Below are 20722 nucleotides of genomic sequence, written 5' to 3'. Positions count from 1 at the left end.
TTAATTTATTCAAAAGTACAAAAATTTATGAAGCATATTTTTTCATCATGCTTTTTAGTATTAAGCCTAAGTCTGTTTGCACAGGAGGTAAGCCTTTCTTTGGATCAAACAGCTACCTTAAAGGAAATATTCAACCAGATAGAGGCACAGACAGACTATAAGTTTGCCTTTACCGACCAGATCAATACCGACCAGCGTTATTTGAAGGAACCTTTGCGTTTACAAAACGTAACCGTACAGGAACTACTTACCCGTATGGAAAAACAATTGCCCTTACATTTTACTGTAATTGGAAATAATATTACAGTAAAGCAGCATTCAAATTACGAGAGTAGTCAAAATTATACTTTAACCGGTACTATTACAGATGTTTCGGGCGGGCCCTTACCGGGAGCTACTATCTATATCAGAGAAACACAGGCTGCCGTAAGTACTGATGTTAATGGTAAATACATATTACGGCTACCCTCAGGAAGTTACACAATTATTGTTCAGTACCTGGGGTTTAAAAACATTGAGAGGACTTTAAGGGTATCCGGGAATACCTCTTCGAATTTTACTTTGGAAGAGGACATGCAAAATTTGAAGGAAGTAGTAATCACCCAAAACAATAAGGCTACAGATATCCGAAAGCCGCAAATGAGTATCAACAGCCTTACTATGCAGGAGATTAAGCGTATACCTGCTGCTATGGGCGAGCCGGATCCAATAAAATCACTTATGACACTTCCGGGTGTTACTAACGCCGGGGAGGGGTCCTCAGGTTTTAACGTGAGGGGCGGGGCAGCGGACCAGAACTTAGTTTTGCTGGATGGTGCTCCCATCTATAATGATTCGCACATGTTTGGCTTCTTTTCCGTTTTCAATGCCGATGCAGTAAAGAGCCTTGACCTATACAAGGGAGGTATTCCGGCGGCTTTTGGAGGGCGGGTATCCTCGGTTTTAGATGTACACCAGCAGCAGGGACGTGGTGATAGCCTGAAAGTCAATGGGGGGATAGGTCTTATATCCAGTAGGCTTATGGTAGAGGGACCGGTAAAAAAAGACCTGGGCTCTTTTATGCTGGCAGGGCGGGCCTCTTATGCCCACCTCTTTTTAAAATTAGCTAACAATAGCAATTCTGCCAGCTTTTATGATCTTAACGGTAGATTCAATTACAAAGTAGGGAAAAAAAGCAGCCTTCATTTTTCAGGCTATCTTGGTAATGATGTCTTTGATATTGGAAACAGGTTTGCAAGCACCTACGGTAATACAATGGGCAATATATATTGGAATTATAAGCTTTCGGAGGCTATCGATACACGATTATCACTGTATTACAGCGATTATAAATTCAACCTTTCCATCGCTTCTGAAAATTTTAACTGGGATAGTGCCGTCAAGACCTATGGACTGAAGTACAACTGGCAGCAAAGGCTGTCGGAAAAATTCAATCTGAACTACGGGGTGGAGGCTACCTATTATGATTTCAATCCGGGAACCCTAAAACCGGAGGGAGGTGATTCCAGTTTCAATTTCCAGCAGTTAGATAAAAAATATGCCTTAGAGCCCGCGGCTTATCTTGATATCGAACATAAGATAACCGAAAAGTTAAATCTGCGTTATGGTTTTCGTTACAGTATGTTCTATCGCTATGGGGCTGAGGAAATCAGTACTTATGCAGACAATAAGGCGGTTGTGTATAACCCACTGTATGATATTTATCAGGAAGCTGTACCTACGGGATCGGTATCTTATGGCAGGGGTGAAAAGATTGCCGGCTTTGAAAATTTCGAGCCACGTGCTTCCCTGTCTTATATTCTAAGTGACGATAACTCTCTTAAGGCCAGTTACAACCGTATGGCACAGTATATTCATATCCTTACCAATACGCAGTCGCCATTGCCAATGAATATCTGGACCCCCAGCGGTCCGTTTATAGAGCCGCAGTTACTGGATCAATATGCGCTAGGTTATTTCCGAAATTTTAAGAATAAGGAATATTCTCTTGAAACAGAAGTGTTTTACAAGACAATACGTAATCGTGTTGATTATATTGACGGTGCTGATATACTGGGAAACAATAATATGGAAAGGGTGATTCTAAATGGTAAGGCAAGGTCGTATGGACTTGAGCTCCTATTGCGCAAAAATACCGGCAGGCTGACCGGATGGCTAGCTTACACGCTGTCAAAAGCAGAACAGAAAACCTCCGGCAGAACCCCTGAAGAACCGGGGATAGCTAATGGGGAGTGGTATTTATCACCCTATGATAAGTTGCACAACCTAAATATTACAGGGAATTATGAGTGGAGTCCTAAATGGTCATTTAGTGCGAATTTTACCTTACAGTCCGGAAGACCGGTCACTTTCCCCGACGGATACTATGAGTTTGGAAATATACACGTACCTAATTTCCCTGCGAGAAACCAAAACAGATTGCCTGCTTATCACCACCTCGACCTGGCAGCAACCTACACCCCAAAACCAGATAAACAAAGAGGGTGGCAAAGTTACTGGGTATTTAGTATCTATAATGTGTATGCCCGTAAAAATGCAGCCTCCATACAGTTTGGTACCAATGAAGACACCGGTATGAATCAGGCCACACGCCTCTCCATCTTTGGCATTATTCCCAGTGTATCATATAATTTTAAATTTTAGCCTTATGAAAAACATAAAAATAAATATGCTTAGATACTTGATATTATTGATTGTATTACCGTTTGTTGGCTGTGAAGATGTCATAGAAGTTGACTTGGCTTCCGGACAGGACAAGATTGTTATTGATGCTGAAATCCTATGGCAAAAAGGTTCAGACGGAAGTACACAGTCTATAAAAATCAGCCGTATGACCGATTACTACAACCCGACACCTCCTAAGGTGTCAGGCGCCCAGGTTTATATCGAAAATGCTCAGGGCACTGTATTTGTTTTTGAGGAATCTGAACAGGCAGGAGTATATATCTGCCATACTTTTGTGCCGGAAATTAATGTTGGTTATACTCTTACTGTTATTGCTGAAGGGCAGACTTATACTGCCTCAGAGTCCCTTGTGCCGGTAGCTTCAATAAATAGTGTGGAACAGGGGGTAGTAGAAGATTTTTCGGGTGATAATATTGAGTTAGCCTTTTACTATGATGATCCTCCCGGTGAAAGCAATTTTTACCTTACCGAGTTTAACACGGAGGTTTTACCCTATCCCGAGTATGAACTTACCGATGATGAGTTTTTTGACGGGAACGAGATACGCAATGAGATGATTGAGGAAAAACTGAGTGCGGGTGTCCCTGTTACGATTACCCTTCGCGGGGTATCAGAGCAATTCTATAATTATATGAACCTGATTCTGGATACCAGTGACTCCAATCCTTTTGCGACCCCTTCGGCCAATATACGCGGTAATATTGTTAATCAGAATGATACAGAAAATTATGCTTTAGGTTATTTCAGGTTGTGTGAAGCTGACAGAGTAGTACACATTATTGAATAAATGATTTGTTTCAGGCAGATGCTTAGCATTACTTCCTGAAATTTTTCCTGAATTTATTAGAAGATGAACATATGATTTCATGCTCCCGCATCCAGGAAGGTTAGGGGGCATTATGATATGAAGACAGTATTTTTTATGACACCTTTTCCAAAAGACTTTTTATAGTAATCAAATTTTTATTTGGAACGTTCGGTTTAATATGTTATCTTTGTACCGTTATGCCAAGGAACAAAGAATTCGACTATAACGAAAAGCTAAGAGCCGCTAGAGACCTTTTTTGGAAAAAGGGTTATAATGCCACATCCATGAGTGATCTGGTGGAAGCGATGAAAATTAACCGTAGCAGCCTGTATCTTACCTATGGCAATAAGCACGATCTATTTTTAAAATCACTTGAGGATTATATTCGGGATAAGGACATGCAGTACCGTATTGCTTCAGAGCTGAGTGCTGAGCCCTTGCAGGCTGTAAGGAATATTATCCGCTCGGTTTTCCAGTCGGCAGTGAAGGAAGGTAATTGTCTGTTTACCAACTCGGTATTCGAACTGGCTGTTGTCGACAGGCAAGTTAATTCGATGCTTACGGCACAGTCACTAAAAACGGTAAGCCTTTTTGAGAAGTTACTGACAGCGGCAAAAAAAGATGGCAGTCTGAAATCGGATAAGTCGCCCCGCGCGCTAGCACATTTCTTAGTCTCCGGGCTTACCTCAATATATAACGTACAGATATTGTTTTCTGATACTCAATTGACAAAACAAACTGCAGAAATTTTAACAGGCGTATTGGAGTAAATTTTTTTTTTTGCTCTTATTTTGGAACGATTGGTTTAATATAAAAATTACTATGAAAGTACAAAAAGCGTATGACAAACTAATTTTGAAAGCCAGGCGGGGTGCAGGTTTTCTGCTTACTAGCGCAGCCGTTTTACTGATTATGGAATGTAATAAATCGGAAAAAGAAAGAGATAGTATGAATGGTAAGGATCTGCCGACAGATACTCAAAATACAGAAACTTTTCAGGAGATAGGTTTTTTCGGCGAAATAAAAAGGGATTGCTGGGACGAATTTCTTGCTGCGGTACAAAAGAACATAGCACATTCCCGGGAGGAGCCCGGCAATTTGTGCTTTAGTTTGTACATTCCGGAAGAGGGAACACCTGCACCCATCTGGTTTGAGAGGTTTACCGGTAAAGCTGCTCATGAGTACCACAAGAGGCAACCTTATTTCAGGGATGCCATAGCGGTGATACAAAAATCAGTAGTTGGGGAGCCAGTGGGTATTACACTAAGGGAAGTCTGCGAAATTCCTGCGACAGTACCGCCAAGGGCAGATAATCCGAAAACTTCACACTATGGTATTACCTTGTATGAGGTTCCTCTCTATAAAAGACAATCCTTTATCGCTGCGGTAAAAGAGCTGATTACTCAATCCAGAGATTTGAAGATGAATCTTGAAGCTAACATTTATCAGTATGCCGATGACCCTAAAAGATTTGTCTTGATTCAGGGATGGACAGGAATTGGGGAATCGCAGTCAGGGTCAGCACAGGATTTGGAGAAAAGGTTTAATCCCACAGTGGAAGGCTATTTTGTTTGCCACCCTGCTGTAATCCACTGGTCAGTAAAGGATATCTCTACCGACTACAGTCAGTAGAAAATCAGAATAATAATTAATTCATAATAAATAAAGTAAACATGCAGAAAATCAAATTAAACAACGGTGTAGAGATGCCTCTTTTAGGTTTGGGTGTTTTTCAGATACCGGATACTGAGGAGTGCGAAAAGACAGTACTAACAGCTATAAAAGCAGGCTATCGTCTTATTGATACGGCTTCTCTGTACCTCAATGAAGCTGCTGTAGGCAACGCTATTAAAAAAAGCGGTGTTCCCAGGGAAGAACTGTTTATCACTACCAAATTATGGATCCAGGACGCCGGCTATGACAAGACCAAGAAAGCCTTTGAGCGATCGCTGAAAGAACTGCAGCTGGAGTATCTGGACCTGTACCTGATACATCAGGCTATGGGGGACTATTACGGCTCATGGCGGGCTATGGAGGAGCTTTATAAGGAAGGCAAGATACGCGCTATAGGGGTCAGCAATTTTTTTCCGGACAGAATTGTGGATTTAATGGTCCATAATGAAATTGTGCCCGCAGTCAACCAGATCGAGGTAAACCCTTTTTATCAAAGGGCGGATGAACATGAATTATTACAGAAGAATAATATAGTGACCCAGTCCTGGGCCTCCTTTGCAGAAGGAAAGAATGACCTTTTTAATAACGAGGTACTTTTTGCCATAGGCAAAAAATATAACAAAAGTGTGGCACAGGTTACCTTACGATGGCTTGTCCAACAAGGCATCGCCGTGATTCCCAAATCGGTACGCGAGGAGAGGATGATTGAAAACAGTGCTATCTGGGACTTCGCCCTTACTCGGGAAGATATGGCCGCCATTACGACCTTAGATACCGGCAAAAGCGTATTCTTTGACCACAGGGATCCCGAAACGGCACAGTGGCTGACCGAATTACGCTATGACTGATCGGGGGATGAAGGGACCCGATGGGATCAAAGCAGCGTATAAGGGCTGGACATTCCCTGCCCTTATGCATTGAAGGAAACAATACTATACAATAAGTGAAGCATGCAGACAATAGAACTCAATAACGGGGTAGCTATGCCCCTGCTGGGACTGGGGGTATACCAGATTACAGATCCTTCGGTATGTGAAGCGACTGTCCTGGCCGCCATTGAAGCGGGCTATCGCCTTATCGATACCGCCTCGGCCTATGGCAACGAACAGGCAGTGGGCAGTGCCATTAAGAAAAGTGGTGTCCCAAGGGAAGAACTTTTTATTACCACCAAGGTATGGGTGCGTGATACCGGTTATGACAATACAAAAAAAGCTTTTGAACTTTCGATGAAGAAATTGCAGCTGGACTATCTGGATCTATATCTGGTACATCAGGCAGTTGGTGATTATTACGGTTCCTGGCGCGCCCTGGAAGATTTATACAGGGAAGGTAAGATCAGAGCTATCGGGGTTAGTAATTTTTACCCTGAGCGGGCAATCGACCTTATTTCCCATAATGCAATTCCCCCTGCAGTAAATCAGATAGAGGTACACCCTTTTTACCAGCGTGAGGCTGAACAGCTTTTTCTGGAGGATAAGAAGGTACGTGTACAATCCTGGGCTTCCTTTGCCGAGGGACGGAATAATTTTTTTACTAATGAACTGCTCTGGGATATCGGCAGGCGGTATAATAAATCCGTGGCACAGGTTACATTGCGTTGGCTTATTCAAAGAGGTATCGCTGTGATACCGAAGTCAGTGCACAGGGAAAGGCTTATGGAGAATTACGATATATGGGATTTTACACTCACCCTGGAGAATATGGAGGCTATAGCTGATCTTGACACACGTCAAAGTGCCTTCTTTAACCATAGGGATCCGACCATTATTGCGCGCTGGGCGGGGAGGAAATAAAGCCAGTTCCAATAGTTAAAAAGGAAACTATATAAATATGAAAAAGATATAGCTTGTCAGGTTTGAGGTTTTCATACTGGCATTTTTTGAGTTAGAATTATTGACATAAACTTTTTGAATCTCCCGCGATTGCTCCTGAGGGCTTTTAAAGAAAAACTGTCAACAGCTCTGAGAGTTTTTTAAGTCTTCATAATATAAAAATTTACAGATTTAGTTTTAGTATTTAAACGGTTTAATCCTGTCGGGGTAACTACTTGGGACATCAAACCCGCTGTAAAATCTTATAAATCTTAGTGTATAATTCTAAATATGTAAGATTATACAAATAAAAAAATCCCTAAATCATATCGATTTAGGGATTTTTGCTTGTGACCCCAACAGGACAAATTTCAAACCATTTTATGCAGGATTTAAAGAAATTAACCTACTTTGTGTAGGAGAAGTTTTCACTTTATCGGTTTTGATGTCCTGTTGCTGTTTATTGGATTTGTTATATAAAAATCGAAACACATCTGTTTCAGTATATATACTTATTCGAAAATTTTGAATGCTCTCCAATCAAGATTTTATTTTTCTTAGATTATAAATAGATGAGCACCATAAGCAAATTAACTGTCTGATAAGTAAAAAAACTGTTTCTATTGGAAAATATAATGTAAAGTCAGGAACTGGAATTAACTTTTCATGATTTATCACTTAAGGAAAAATATCATTTGAATTTGTAGCATATAAACCAATAAGGTTTCCTGTAAATCCTCCGGCAACATCGGTTGAAAGAATATCGCCTGATACAACTCCTCCAAGGTTATTAAATTTACTGCCATCAAAAGAGTAATTAAAAGTATAATCATCTCCTTTTGTAGTTACCTGTAGATATAATGGATTGTTTATGTCTGTTTTTTGACTGGCAATAACTGTCGATTTTCCATTTTCTGTTCTCTCAAGCACAAGGTAATAATCCTGTTCTTTTTTAGTAAGCCCAAATACATAATTAAATTTTTCATTCTGAAAACAGGTAATACCTGCAAGGTCTTTTTCTGATTTGGGTTTGTATGATAGTTTTACTTTTGCTTCAAAATAAGCATGCTGTTGCCTGTAAAAAAGGGTAGAAGTAGGAGCAGTTGCTTTAATGTTAGTTTTGAAAGGTGTGATTTTTAAGCCATTCTTTCCCGTTACTATAAACTTTTCTCTTGGACCTCTTATGCCAATCCAGCGATAGTCTAGCTCTTTAGAGGTAAAATTTTCTGTAAAGCCAAAATTTCCGTTAGGTAAGAACCCGGTTTTACCAGTTTTATTTTCAACACCATTTGGCAATTTTAATAAAGGTTTTAAAGGAACAAGACCATTTTCAAACACAGGGAATTCTCCGCTCCAATCTACCGGAAGAATGAATGTTTCACGTCCTGTATTTACACGCTGTTTTTCATTAGGGCGAACAGCAAGAAATACTCCATAATAGTTTCCGTCAGGTGTTTCCACAAGATCTGCATGCCCTGCCCAGTCTACTTTGTTTGTCCTGTCTTTTGCGAAATAGCGTTGGGTAAGTATAGGGTTGTTTTTTGCAGGAAGATAGGGACCTGTAGGGTTGTCGCTTACAAAAATTACCTCACTGTGCCAGTCGCCTGTACCGCCTTCAGCACACATGAGATAATATTTATTATTCTTTTTATAGATATGAGGCCCTTCAATCCAAATTGGTTTTTGTGTAATGTCTGTTCCGCCGTTAACAATAATTTTATCTGAATTAGGAACAACTTGGTCTTTTTGCAAATCATATTCCCATATTTTTATTACCCTATGTCCCTCATATAATTCAGTGCCTTTATCCGGGGCATCATTATGCACCAGGTAAGCTTTACCGATATCATCAAAAAATAATGACGGGTCTATTCCTTCAAAATTAAGTTTAAACGGATCACTCCAGCCTTTAGAAGGTTCTTTTGTTTTTACGACTATATTACCCATGCCTCCTGCAATCTCTGTAGTAATCATATAGAAAGTATCGTTATGAGGATTGTACTTAATATCAGGCGCATATACCCCGCCGGATATTCGTGAATCTTCTACCTTAAGCTGAGATTCCCTGTCCAGTACATGTCCTATCTGTTTCCAGTTTACCAAGTCGGTAGAATGAAAAATAGGAACTCCTGGAAACATGGCAAACGAAGAATTTACCAAGTAATAATCATTTCCTTTACGCGTAATGCTTGGATCCGGATAACAGCCCTGTAGTATGGGAGTATAAAATTCATCTCCCTTTAAAGGATTTTTATCATAAATATCATCCTTTCCCTGATAGGAGAATTCAGAAAACACAGGGCCTTCTTTGCTCTTTGACTGAGGTTTTTGAGCCGAAGACTGATAAAATGATATAATAATTAATAGTACTGTTATTACTGTTTTTTTCATAGAAAAAAGGATTGGTTTTAATAAAAGAATAGGAATTAATCGTCTGTCCTGAAAGGAACCGCAGGTAAATCTTCCCTGTTAATTAAGTTAGGATTTACAGGATTGTCTGCCCAGGCATATCGTATGTACAATGGTTTTTCAATATTTTCATTCCATAGTATTACCGTGTTTCCATCTATTTTGGTCTTTGCCCAAACAAAATTTTTGTCAGCCCCGGCAATGGCAAATTCAGAGGGTGCCTCACCATCAGCAGTAGAAAGACCACTCCCTGTATTGTTAAAGCTTACTATTATTTTATTTCCCTGAATTTCTGATGATTTGTAAGAGGGACCGGAACTTATTACAGATTCATTATAAGCCGTTTTTTCTGCAGCAAGTGCTAATCGTTCACCTACCTCTTTTTTTCTGTCAGGATGTATGTCATTCCATTCGCCTAAATCTATTGCTACTGCCATTGCTGTTTTTGGAATGGTTAAGTTCTTAGCCTGTTGCTCCCTAAATAATGCCCATTGACTTTCAGATGGCGTATAGTTATAGTCCATAAATCCGGGAAGCTGTACATATAAAAAGGGTAATTGTTTATTCCATTTAGTACGCCAGTCGGCTATAAGTGCAGTCTGAAGCTTTGAGTACTCATGTGCATTTCCGGTATTACTTTCTCCCTGATACCATACAAAACCTTTAATTGTATAATTTGTTAAAGGTGATATCATTGCATTATAAAGTGAGGTAGGCTGATAATGTAGAGTTATCGTATTATGGCTTTTTTTAGAAGGTGTATTTACTTTTCCCACTTTATATTGCCAGTATCCGGTAAGATCAATAGTATCTTTTCCAGCAACAACATAATAAGGTTTATCTGGCACAAAACCACCTTTACCAAAATTATTGGTAACCTGTACAACAAAAAGGTTTTTACCAGGCTTTAATACGTCAGCGGCAATGGGATAGCGACGCTGAGGATACATATATGTTGTATTGCTAATTCGCTTACCGTTAATATATAGCACATCGGCATCTACTATGCGGCCTAAAAACACCATGGCTTCTTTGTTTGTCATAGCTTCAGGAATATCAATTTCCCGCCTGTACCATACTATACCGTCTAATCCTTTTATCCCCTGATCTTCCCAATAGCCTGGTATGGCTATATTTCTCCATCCTTTTGGCTTATAACTTGTGTCAAACCATTTTTCTTCCAGGCCTTTATCCTCAGGTAAAGAGGTTTCGGTTTGTGGTAATGCATTTTGCCTGCTTATGTATAAAGTATCTTTGTTCTTATTAATAGTTTCAAGTACATTAGGAAACTCCTTAAACCCTTTTTCGCTAATCCATGCTTCAATTGGCGTGCCCCCCCAGCTGGAATTTATAATTCCTATCGGGACTTTGTATTTCTCATATAATTCTTTAGCGAAAAAATAGGCAACAGCCGAAAACTCATTAATGTCAGGGTTTATAGCCTTTTTCCATGAGCTTTCAGGTAGTTTTGTTTGAGGTTCAGAGAGATTTACAGTATTAGGTACAAAAAACTGCCTTATTTCATGATAGGATGCATTTGCTATTTCTTCGGCATACAACACATTATGTAACCGCATTTGATGTACCATGTTAGACTGACCTGCACAAAGCCATACCTCACCAACCAGAATATCATTAAGTGTAATCTTATTGCTGCCTTCAATTTCCATACTGTATGGACCGCCAGCTTTACTAGGAGATAAGATAATTTTCCATACGCCGTCTTTTGCAGTAGTAGTTTTATATTTCTTATTGTTAAACCTAACTGTCACTTTTTCGTTGGGAGCTGCCCAACCCCAAATATTTATAGGTTCTTCTCTTTGCAAAACCATACCGCTGCTTACTATCTCAGGTAATTTTACCTGCGCTTTAGACGGAATTGAAAGTATAAGAGTAAAAAATAAAAGGAGTGCTTTTCTCATGTCTTAGTCGGTTAAAATTTTTAAAAAGCATTATTTGTAAAGTTATTTTTTTTAATCAGTTTGTCTTGTAATATCAATAAAAGATACAGAAAACGTTTTCGTAAATTTTCATCTTTACTTCTAAGGCTTTAGAAATAGTACACTTACTTTTGAGAATAAGTACTTACCTTAAAGAATGTTACAATCCACTAAAAATATGAACACTACAAATCAGGTTTATTTTAAAACTGTAGATAAAATACAGTTTGAAGGAAGAGATAGCGATAATCCGCTTGCTTTTAAATGGTATGATGAAAACCGAATAGTTGCCGGCAAATCACTTAAGGAGCATTTTAAATTTGCAATGGCCTATTGGCATACCCTGTGTAATACAGGCGATGACCCTTTTGGTCCGGGTACAGTAAGAAATTCATGGAATTCAAAGGAAGATGCCATAGCCCGGGCGAAAGATAAAATGGATGCAGGTTTTGAGTTTATGGAGAAACTTGGCCTGCCTTATTATTGTTTTCATGATGTTGATCTTGTTGATGAAGCTCCTACACTTGCAGAGTTTGAACAGCGTGTACAGGCAATGGTAGCTTATGCAAAAGAAAAACAAAAGGAAACAGGAATAAAACTGCTTTGGGGAACCAGTAACCTCTTTAGTAATCCGCGTTATATGAATGGGGCTTCAACAAATCCTGACTTTGATGTGGTTGCTTATGCCGGAGGGCAGGCTAAAATTGCTATAGATGCAACCATTGCTTTAAATGGTGAGGGATATGTGTTTTGGGGCGGCCGTGAAGGCTATATGAGTCTTTTAAATACCGATATGAAACGTGAGCAGGAACATTTAGCAATGTTTCTTGCTATGTGCAGGGATTATGCGCGCAATGAAGGTTTTAAAGGTTCTTTCTTTATTGAACCTAAACCAATGGAGCCTATGAAGCACCAGTATGATTTTGATGCGGCTACCTGTATAGGCTTTCTTAACAAATTTGGACTGCACGACGATTTTAAATTAAATATAGAGGTAAACCATGCTACACTGGCCGGGCATACCTTTGAACACGAGCTTCAGGTTGCTGCCAATGCAGGTATGTTAGGAAGTATTGATGCTAACAGGGGAGATTATCAAAACGGTTGGGATACCGACCAGTTTCCTATAGATATTTATGAGATAACCCAGGCGATGTTGGTGTTTTTACAAAATGGAGGAGTAAAAGGAGGCGGAATAAATTTTGACGCAAAAGTTCGCCGTAACTCAATAGATTATGAAGATAAGTTTATTGCTCATATAAGCGGTATGGATACTTTTGCAAGAGGGCTTATTTGTGCAGATCATATACTTAATAACACAAAATACAGCGAATTGAAAGCCACACGATATATGTCATTTGATAGCGGCAATGGCGCCGCATTTGAAAATGGTAAACTTACCCTTCAAAATCTTAGTGAAATAGCCCGTGAAAGTGGCAATCCTAAGCCAAAGAGTGGCAAACAGGAATTATTTGAGCAGATAATAGCAAACGCATATTAAACTTTTAAACCACTTTAAATATTTTATTTGAAGTGGTTTCTTTTTACCAACTAAAACTAAGACCTATAATGAACAGAAAAATTTACATATTAAGATCATCCATAGCAATTATTTCGGCAGTTTCACTAATAACCCTTACTTCCTGTAAAGAAGAAAAAGAAAAAGAAACCCATACGGATGAAACAAAAGAGACAACAGAAAAAGAGTTTTTAACTCAGCCTTTAGTTTCTCATATTTATACAGCAGACCCCTCTGCACATGTGTTTGATGGCAGGATATATATTTACCCTTCTCATGATATTGATGCCGGTATCCCTGAAAATGATAATGGTGACCATTTTGATATGAGAGATTATCATATTTTATCAATGGATAGTATAGGAGGAGAAGTAACCGATCATGGCGTTGCTCTTGATATTAAGGATATTCCCTGGGCCGGACGTCAGTTATGGGCTCCCGATGCGGCATATAAAAACGGAACATATTACCTGTATTTTCCTGTAAAGGATAAAGATGATATATTTAGAATTGGAGTGGCAACCAGTAAATCTCCACAAGGTCCTTTTACGCCTGAAAAAGAGCCTATAAAAGGAAGTTTTAGTATAGATCCTGCTGTGTTTATTGATGACGATGGAACGTCTTATATGTATTTTGGAGGTATTTGGGGAGGCCAGTTGCAACAGTGGGCTTCTGGTAAGTTTGATGCAAATGGTTCAAAAACCGATTTAGAAGATCCAAACGTTCCTGCGCTGAGTTGTAAAGTTGTGAAACTTTCTGATGATATGCTGCAATTTGACGGACCGATACAGGATGTTGTTATAAATGACAGTAATGGTAAGCCGCTTCTTACTTCAGATCATGACAGAAGGTTTTTTGAAGGCTCGTGGATGCACAAATACAATAATAAATATTATTTTACTTATTCTACAGGAGACACCCATTATCTGGCTTATGCAACATCAGACAAGCCTACCGGACCATTTGTTTACGGAGGTCATTTTATGAACCCTGTACAGGGTTGGACAACACACCATTCAATTGTTGAGATTAACGGAAAATGGTATATCTTCTATCATGATACTCAACTGTCAGGCAAAACTCATCTGCGCAATGTAAAGTTGACGGAGCTGACTCATAATCCTGATGGTAGTTTAGGGTTAATTAATCCGTAAAAAAATCATAGTTAATGATATACACAAGTAAAACCATAAGGAAAATTGTTTTGATTACGGTTGCAGGTCTATGCTCATTTTCCTGTAAGCAGAGTATTGAGGATAATGCCAGTGGCGAGACCTTTAAAGATGCTTTTAAGGATAAATTCTACATAGGGGTAGCAATAAACCGTAGGCAGGCTATGCAAAAAAATGAAAAGGAAGCTACTCTTATAAAGCAATACTTTAACAGTATCAGCCCGGAGAACGATCTTAAATGGGAAAACATTCATCCTGCGCCGGGAATTTACAATTTTAATCCTGCGGATACGTATGTAAAAACAGGAATGGAATCGGATATGTTCATTATAGGGCATACTTTAGTTTGGCACTCGCAAACCCCCGACTGGGTATTTACCGATGATCATGAAAATCTACTCACCCGAGAGCAGTTACTTGAACGGATGAAAGATCATATAGATGCAGTAGTTACCCGATATAAAGGGAAGATAAAAGGATGGGATGTTGTTAATGAAGCCCTTAATGAAGATGGCTCTTTAAGAGATTCTAAATGGAGAACTATAATAGGGGATGACTATATAGAAAAGGCTTTTGAGTTTGCCCATGCGGCAGATCCTGAAGCTGAACTGTATTACAACGATTATAATTTATATAAGGCTGAAAAGCGAAGTGGTGCGATTAAGATAGTTAACAGCTTAAAGGAAAAAGGAATACCAATAAAGGCAGTAGGGGAACAGGGACATTATAACCTGGACAGAGCCTCTTTAGAGGATATTGAGGCTACAATACAGGATTTTATAAAAGCCGGAGTAATTGTTAATTTTACTGAGCTGGATATTTCTATATTGCCTGAAGCAAACGCTGAAGCTACAGCTGATGTAGCTAACTCTGAAGCATATAAAGAGGATCTTAATCCTTATGTTGAAGGATTACCTGCAGAAGTAGAAGACCATTTAGCACAACGCTACGGAAGTATATTTAAGTTATTCGTAAAATATGAAAAACATATTGACAGGATTACTTTTTGGGGCCTTTCTGATGCCGATACATGGTTAAATAACTGGCCGGTTAGGGGTAGAACCAATTACCCTTTACCTTTTAACAGGGACTATACCCTTAAAAAAGAGGTAACAAAAGCAATACTGGATGCTGCAAAATAATAGTCTTCATTAGTAAATAGCAAAGCCTGTAGGGAGCTCAATCCTACAGGCTTTTTAACGAACGCTAACTAACTTTTAACTGGTTAAAAGTTGTTACTGTAACTGTTTATAGGCAGTATTTCTTTATTTTATATAAATCGTTTTGGTTATTATATTACTGGTACTTTTATTAGGTTCTCCCGGTTGATGGCCACCAACAGCAATTTCCAATTCCCCATACAAAGGCTTTAATTCCCCGTCAGTAGTAACATAAGTAAGGTCCTCTGGGGTAAGCTTAAAGATTACCGTTTTAGATTCTCCCGATTTTAGGTTAACTCTTTCAAATCCTTTCAGGGTTTTCAAGGCTGTTTTTATTTCTTTATTTTTATTTATCAGGTATAATTGAGCTACTTCATCACCCTGTGTTTTTCCTGTGTTAGTTATCTTTACTGATATCTCCATCCCTTCTCCTTTATTTGTTTTTGCAGATATGTTTAACTGCTCATAAGCAAAAGACGAATAACTTAGTCCGTAACCAAAGCCATATAGCGGTTTACCTGAAAAATACCTATAGGTACGGTTTGCCATGCTGTAATCTGTAAATGCAGGGAGGTCATTGTCACTTTTGTAAAAAGTTACTGGTAACCTGCCTGAAGGATTATAATCTCCAAAAAGAATATCAGCCAGAGCTGTACCGGCAGCCTGCCCGCCATACCAACAGTTTATAATGGCAGGTATGTTTTCAGATTCCCATGGAGTCGCGATGGCACTCCCTGTCATCATTACAAAAATTACTGGTTTCCCAGTTTTTTGCAATGCCTTCATTAGTTCTGTCTGTATTTGTGGGAGTAGGATAGAGGTACGGTCACCGCCTTCAAATCCCGGATAGTTTACTTCCATCTCTTCACCTTCCAGTTGAGGTGATATGCCTCCGGCAAAAATAAAAACGTCGGCATCCTTATAACGATCGGCAATATTTTCAAAGCTGGTATTGATATATTTACCTGTACTGAACCTTACATTGGCTTTTCCTGTTCCCTGCCAATATTCTATTTTTAAGTTGTAAACAGAATCTTTTTTTACATTCAACTCATAAGTTTTGGCTCCCCATCTGTTTCTGTTCCACGCATCAATAACTGTCTTTCCATTTATAATAAATCGATAACCGTCATCTGCTTCCAGTTCAAACACTACCGGTCCATCAGCCAGAGGTTTAAAATCAGTAATGAAACGTACAGAAAAATTGTAGGCTTTAATGTCGTTTATAACAGTTTGTCCTTCCTGCCAGTTATAATCAGGGCTTTTTTCCGTTTTTACAATAGGAGTACCTTCTAAAAGCGTATTATTATAATACTCAGCCTTAAATCCCTTTTTACCTTCATACGAATATTGGTCGTTAAGGTTGCTGTACTCAAGCATAGTATTGTCTGTAAAGTTAACTGCCTTTTCAAAAATCACTTCGCAGCCTTCAGGTAGTTTTCCTTTAATTCCCTGCAACACAGTAGTAATGTGTGATGGAGTACCATTATAATTACCTAGTACAGCTATTTTATTATCAGCATTTGGACCCAAAACCACTACTTTTTTTAGTTTTTTAGGTAAGGGTAGTGCTTTATTTTCATTCTTAAGCAGCACTATAGATTCCCTTGCCATTTTTAGAGCATGATCTGCATGAGGTTTACTTTCCAAAACAGATGTTGGTGTTTGTGCATATTTTACCATAGATACCGGGTCGAACATTCCTAAGCGAAACCGGACCATGAATAATCTTTTTACGGAAACATCTATTTGCTCTTCGGTAATTTCTCCGTTTTTTACAGCCTGTATCAGGGAGAGGTATACATCTGTTCCACATTCCAGGTCAGTACCATGAAATACAGCATCTGCCGATGCCAATTCAGCATTTGGATGTGTTTTATGATGTTTAAAAAAGTCATCGATTGCCCAACAATCGGAAGTGACATATCCTGTAAAACCCCACTGATTACGTAAAATATCAATCATTAAGGTATTACTGGCACAACAAGGTTGCGTTCTGAATGCATTATAAGCACACATAACCCCTGCCACATCAGATTCGGTCACGAGTTGTCTGAAAGCAGGCAGATAAGTGTCCCATAATTCGTACGGACTAACATCTACATCAAAAGTATGGCGAAGAGGCTCAGGGCCACTATGTACAGCATAATGCTTGGCACAGGCGGCAGCCTTAAGATATTTTGAGTCATTACCCTGCAGGCCTTTTACAAAAGCATCACCTAACTGTGCCGTTAAAAAAGGATCTTCTCCATATGTTTCCTGTCCGCGACCCCAGCGGGGATCCCTAAATATATTAATATTAGGAGTCCAGTAGGTAAGTCCCAGATAGCGCTCTTTGGTTTGTCCGGTTTCCAGTGCAATGTTATATATAGCCCTTCCTTCTGTAGCCGAAAAATCGGCCATGGTATAAAGGGCTTCTTTGTCGAAAGTAGCAGCCATAGCTATAGCCTGAGGATATACCGTTACATTATAGGGAGTGCGTGCCACACCGTGAAGTGTTTCGTTCCACCAGTCGTATGCGGGAATTCCAAGACGTTCAATGGCAGGAGAAGAATTAAGCATTTGTGATACTTTCTCCTCAAGGGTCAATCTGCTAACAAGATCATTTACTCTTTCCTCAAAAGTTAAGTTATAATCCTGAAACGGATATTGATGATTCTGTGCAAAAACAGAAAAACCGGTATTTACATACATAAAGAACAGGAATATATAAAGTGTATTAAATTTCATTTTTAATAATAATTTGAAAGGTAATTTATTGGGAAGTATATATCATTTTTTAGTTTTCTCATTACAGGGAAAGAAAATGCATATTTCAAAAATATAACATAATTATAGTGCTCTTATCGAAACAAAATGAAAGTTACGAATACGTTTGCGCTTATATTTCAGAAAAATATGAGAATTAAGAAATTTAAAAGGTATTATTGAAATACAAAAATTTAATATTTACGGTAAATACCGGGATTAGTCAAAATATAATGAAGCAAATTATAACCTTTTTAATAATCTTAGTTTCTTTAAATGTTGTTGCACAGGAAGTTATAGCCGATAGTAATAACGGAATGGATTTTCCGGTTGTTACAACAGAAGCTGCTACAACCGTATTTTATGATAAGAATGAAGATTCACTTGTGCCTGTAGCAGTAAACCTTTTTACAGATGATATTGAACGTGTAACAGGGAAAAGACCGCAACAGCTTACAAAGATTAATAAGGAAAAGAATATTATCATAATAGGTACTCTGGAAAAATGCAGTTTTTTTAAAGAACTTGAGAAAAATAAAAAAATAGATTTTTCCGCATTAAGAGGAGAGTGGGATGGATATATGATTCAGGTGGTTAAAAGTCCTTTTAAGGGCGTTGACAGCGCATTGATTATAGCCGGAAGCAATAAACGCGGTGCTGCTTATGGTGCTTTAGAACTGACAAAACAAATGGGAGTTTCTCCTTGGTATTGGTGGGCAGATGTACCGGTAAAGAAAAAAGAACAGATTTTTATAAAAAGCGACGTAAACATCAACGATGCTCCTAAGGTAAAGTATAGGGGGATATTCATCAACGATGAGGCTCCTGCATTGAGTGGTTGGGTGGAAGAGAACTACGGAAAGTTTAATCATGAGTTTTATACTAAAGTGTTTGAGCTTCTATTGAGAAACAAAGCCAATTACTTATGGCCTGCAATGTGGGGCAGGGCTTTTAATGATGACGATAAGCTTAACCCGGTTTTGGCCGATAAATGGGGTATTGTTATGGGGACATCCCATCACGAGCCAATGCTAAGGGCTCAGGCAGAATGGAAGCGATATGGAAGCGGAGCATGGGATTATACAAAAAATGAGGCAGTACTTAAAGACTTTTGGAGAAAGGGTATTAAGAATATGGGGTCTCATGAGAGTCTGGTAACCATAGGTATGCGTGGTGACGGAGATGAGCCCATGACAGAAGGTACAGCAACAGCGCTTTTAGAAAGAATAGTTAAAGACCAACGGGATATTATAGAAGAAGTGACGGGAAAGAGTGCAGAAGAGACACCTCAGGTTTGGGCACTTTATAAAGAGGTTCAGGATTATTATGACAAAGGGATGCGTGTTCCCGATGATGTTACGTTACTATTGTGTGATGATAATTGGGGAAACCTTCGAAAATTGCCAGCCAGAAATGAAAAGGAGCGAAAAGGAGGTTATGGCATTTATTATCATTTTGATTATGTGGGCGGACCAAGAAATTACAAATGGATTAATACCAATAATATAGCCAGGGTATGGGAACAAATGCATTTGGCATGGGAATATAATGTAAAGCAAATATGGATTGTAAATGTAGGCGATATAAAACCAATGGAGTTTCCTATTTCTTTCTTTCTGGATTATGCCTGGAATCCTGAGAAATGGACACCTGATAATTTAAGGGAGTATTATACGGAGTGGGCCAGAGGTCAGTTTGGAGACACCGATGCTAAGGAAATAGGAATTGTTCTGAGAGAATATGGCCAACTGGCTTCAAGAAGAAAACCTGAGTTAGTTGATAAAAACACATATAGTCTTGAAAATTATGATGAGGCTTTCAGGGTGGTTAATGAATACAAAAAGTTATTAGAAAAAGCAGAAAAAATTGAGAATCAGTTGCCAAAGAATTATAAAGATGCTTACTATCAGTTGGTTTTACACCCGATTCAAGCAAATGAAAATTTGCATAGAATGTATTTGGCAGTTGCCCTGAATGAAAAATATGCGACTCAAAACAATTCAAAAGCCAATGCTTATGCAGATTTAGCGAAAGAACTGTTTATAAAAGATTCCCTTATTTCCAAGCAATATAATAAAGAGCTGTCGGGAGGTAAATGGAATCATTTTATGGATCAGACACATATAGGTTACACTTCCTGGTTTGATCCTAAAAACAATATAATGCCATCGGTATCTTATGTTTCAGACGATTCACCGATTAAGCCTTTTATAGAGATTACTGAGACCATAGAATCCTCTAAAGAGCAAGCTGTAATGGATACTAAAACAGTTTTTTACGAAGAGAATGGCTATGTTTCCATTAATGCAGAAAACTACAGTAAAGCAAATAATACTAATGGCATTGAATGGAAAATTATCCCGGACATAGGACGCACTACATCTGGGGTCACTCCATTTCCTGTAACGGCTCCTGTTCAGGACCCTTATTCCAACGGACCTAGTTTGGAATATACTTTTTACAGCTATGAAGACGAATCGGTAAATATACACACCTATTTTTCTCCAACACTTAACTTCCATAATACTGAAATCGGATTACGTTATGCTGTTTCGGTAGATGACTCCCAACCTGTAATTCTTAGTATAAATGCAGAGAAAGGTGAGAGGGCATGGGCCATCTGGGTAGCAAACAATATCATCATTAAAGAAACCGCATTTAAGGAGCTTACATCCGGAAAACATACTCTTAAAATATGGATGGTAGATCCGGGTATTGTACTGCAAAAAATCATACTGGATTTTGGCGGTATGAAAAAAAGCTATTTAGGCCCTCCTGAAACCAGATAATACACTT

Annotated in this window: 13 protein-coding genes; 10 read left to right on the top strand and 3 right to left on the bottom strand. The window is 38.8% G+C overall.

Annotated elements, in window-relative coordinates; genetic code table 11:
- The first annotated feature begins 27 nt into the window (after positions 1-27).
- The 6 genes from FUA48_RS15905 (at position 28) to FUA48_RS15880 (ending at position 6960) form a co-directional block, all read left to right on the top strand.
- A complete protein-coding gene (locus FUA48_RS15905) occupies positions 28-2643 on the top strand; it encodes a TonB-dependent receptor (RefSeq protein WP_147584445.1) in 2616 nt (871 codons plus the stop codon).
- Positions 2644-2647: 4 nt separating this feature from the next.
- Positions 2648-3472 (top strand): DUF4249 domain-containing protein, encoded by an 825-nt coding sequence (locus FUA48_RS15900; RefSeq protein ID WP_147584444.1) that lies wholly within the window; start codon positions 2648-2650, stop codon positions 3470-3472.
- Positions 3473-3690: 218 nt separating this feature from the next.
- The gene (locus tag FUA48_RS15895) at positions 3691-4263 is read left to right on the top strand and encodes a TetR/AcrR family transcriptional regulator (protein ID WP_147584443.1); all 573 of its coding nucleotides are present in this window, start codon (positions 3691-3693) and stop codon (positions 4261-4263) included.
- Positions 4264-4315: 52 nt separating this feature from the next.
- The gene (locus FUA48_RS15890; RefSeq protein WP_147584442.1) at positions 4316-5125 is read left to right on the top strand and encodes a putative quinol monooxygenase; all 810 of its coding nucleotides are present in this window, start codon (positions 4316-4318) and stop codon (positions 5123-5125) included.
- A gap of 41 nt (positions 5126-5166) precedes the next feature.
- Positions 5167-6015, top strand: coding sequence for an aldo/keto reductase (locus tag FUA48_RS15885; protein WP_147584441.1), 849 nt, complete (start codon positions 5167-5169; stop codon positions 6013-6015).
- Between the two features lie 102 nt (positions 6016-6117).
- Positions 6118-6960, top strand: a complete 843-nt coding sequence (locus FUA48_RS15880; RefSeq protein ID WP_147584440.1) for an aldo/keto reductase — start codon at positions 6118-6120, stop codon at positions 6958-6960.
- Positions 6961-7656: 696 nt separating this feature from the next.
- On the opposite strand, the gene FUA48_RS15875 is transcribed toward FUA48_RS15880, so the two are convergent.
- Together FUA48_RS15875 and FUA48_RS15870 are read right to left on the bottom strand one after the other, a co-directional pair.
- Positions 7657-9369: a glycoside hydrolase family 43 protein gene (locus FUA48_RS15875; RefSeq protein WP_147584439.1), complete on the bottom strand. Its 1713-nt coding sequence runs from the start codon at positions 9367-9369 to the stop codon at positions 7657-7659.
- Positions 9370-9404: 35 nt separating this feature from the next.
- Positions 9405-11309: a sialate O-acetylesterase gene (locus FUA48_RS15870; RefSeq protein ID WP_147584438.1), complete on the bottom strand. Its 1905-nt coding sequence runs from the start codon at positions 11307-11309 to the stop codon at positions 9405-9407.
- A gap of 196 nt (positions 11310-11505) precedes the next feature.
- Between FUA48_RS15870 and xylA the strand changes: the two genes are divergently transcribed.
- The 3 genes from xylA (at position 11506) to FUA48_RS15855 (ending at position 15160) form a co-directional block, all read left to right on the top strand.
- On the top strand, positions 11506-12828 hold the full coding sequence (gene xylA, locus FUA48_RS15865; RefSeq protein ID WP_147584437.1) for a xylose isomerase: 1323 nt from the start codon (positions 11506-11508) through the stop codon (positions 12826-12828).
- 68 nt (positions 12829-12896) lie between these two features.
- Entirely contained in the window at positions 12897-14000 is a 1104-nt protein-coding gene (locus FUA48_RS15860) for a glycoside hydrolase family 43 protein (protein WP_147584436.1), read from the top strand.
- Between the two features lie 14 nt (positions 14001-14014).
- A complete protein-coding gene (locus FUA48_RS15855) occupies positions 14015-15160 on the top strand; it encodes an endo-1,4-beta-xylanase (protein WP_147584435.1) in 1146 nt (381 codons plus the stop codon).
- Positions 15161-15283: 123 nt separating this feature from the next.
- Here FUA48_RS15855 and FUA48_RS15850 read toward each other — a convergent pair whose 3' ends face one another.
- Positions 15284-17908: a glycoside hydrolase family 3 C-terminal domain-containing protein gene (locus FUA48_RS15850; RefSeq protein ID WP_147584434.1), complete on the bottom strand. Its 2625-nt coding sequence runs from the start codon at positions 17906-17908 to the stop codon at positions 15284-15286.
- Positions 17909-18159: 251 nt separating this feature from the next.
- Here FUA48_RS15850 and FUA48_RS15845 point away from each other — a divergent pair, with 251 nt between their 5' ends.
- On the top strand, positions 18160-20715 hold the full coding sequence (locus FUA48_RS15845; RefSeq protein ID WP_147584433.1) for a glycosyl hydrolase 115 family protein: 2556 nt from the start codon (positions 18160-18162) through the stop codon (positions 20713-20715).
- Positions 20716-20722: the final 7 nt, after the last annotated feature.

This window comes from Flavobacterium alkalisoli (assembly GCF_008000935.1).
Lineage (GTDB): Bacteria > Bacteroidota > Bacteroidia > Flavobacteriales > Flavobacteriaceae > Flavobacterium > Flavobacterium alkalisoli.
Note: the sequence above shows the minus strand (reverse complement) of the source record. Positions and strands in the feature narration are given on the sequence as shown.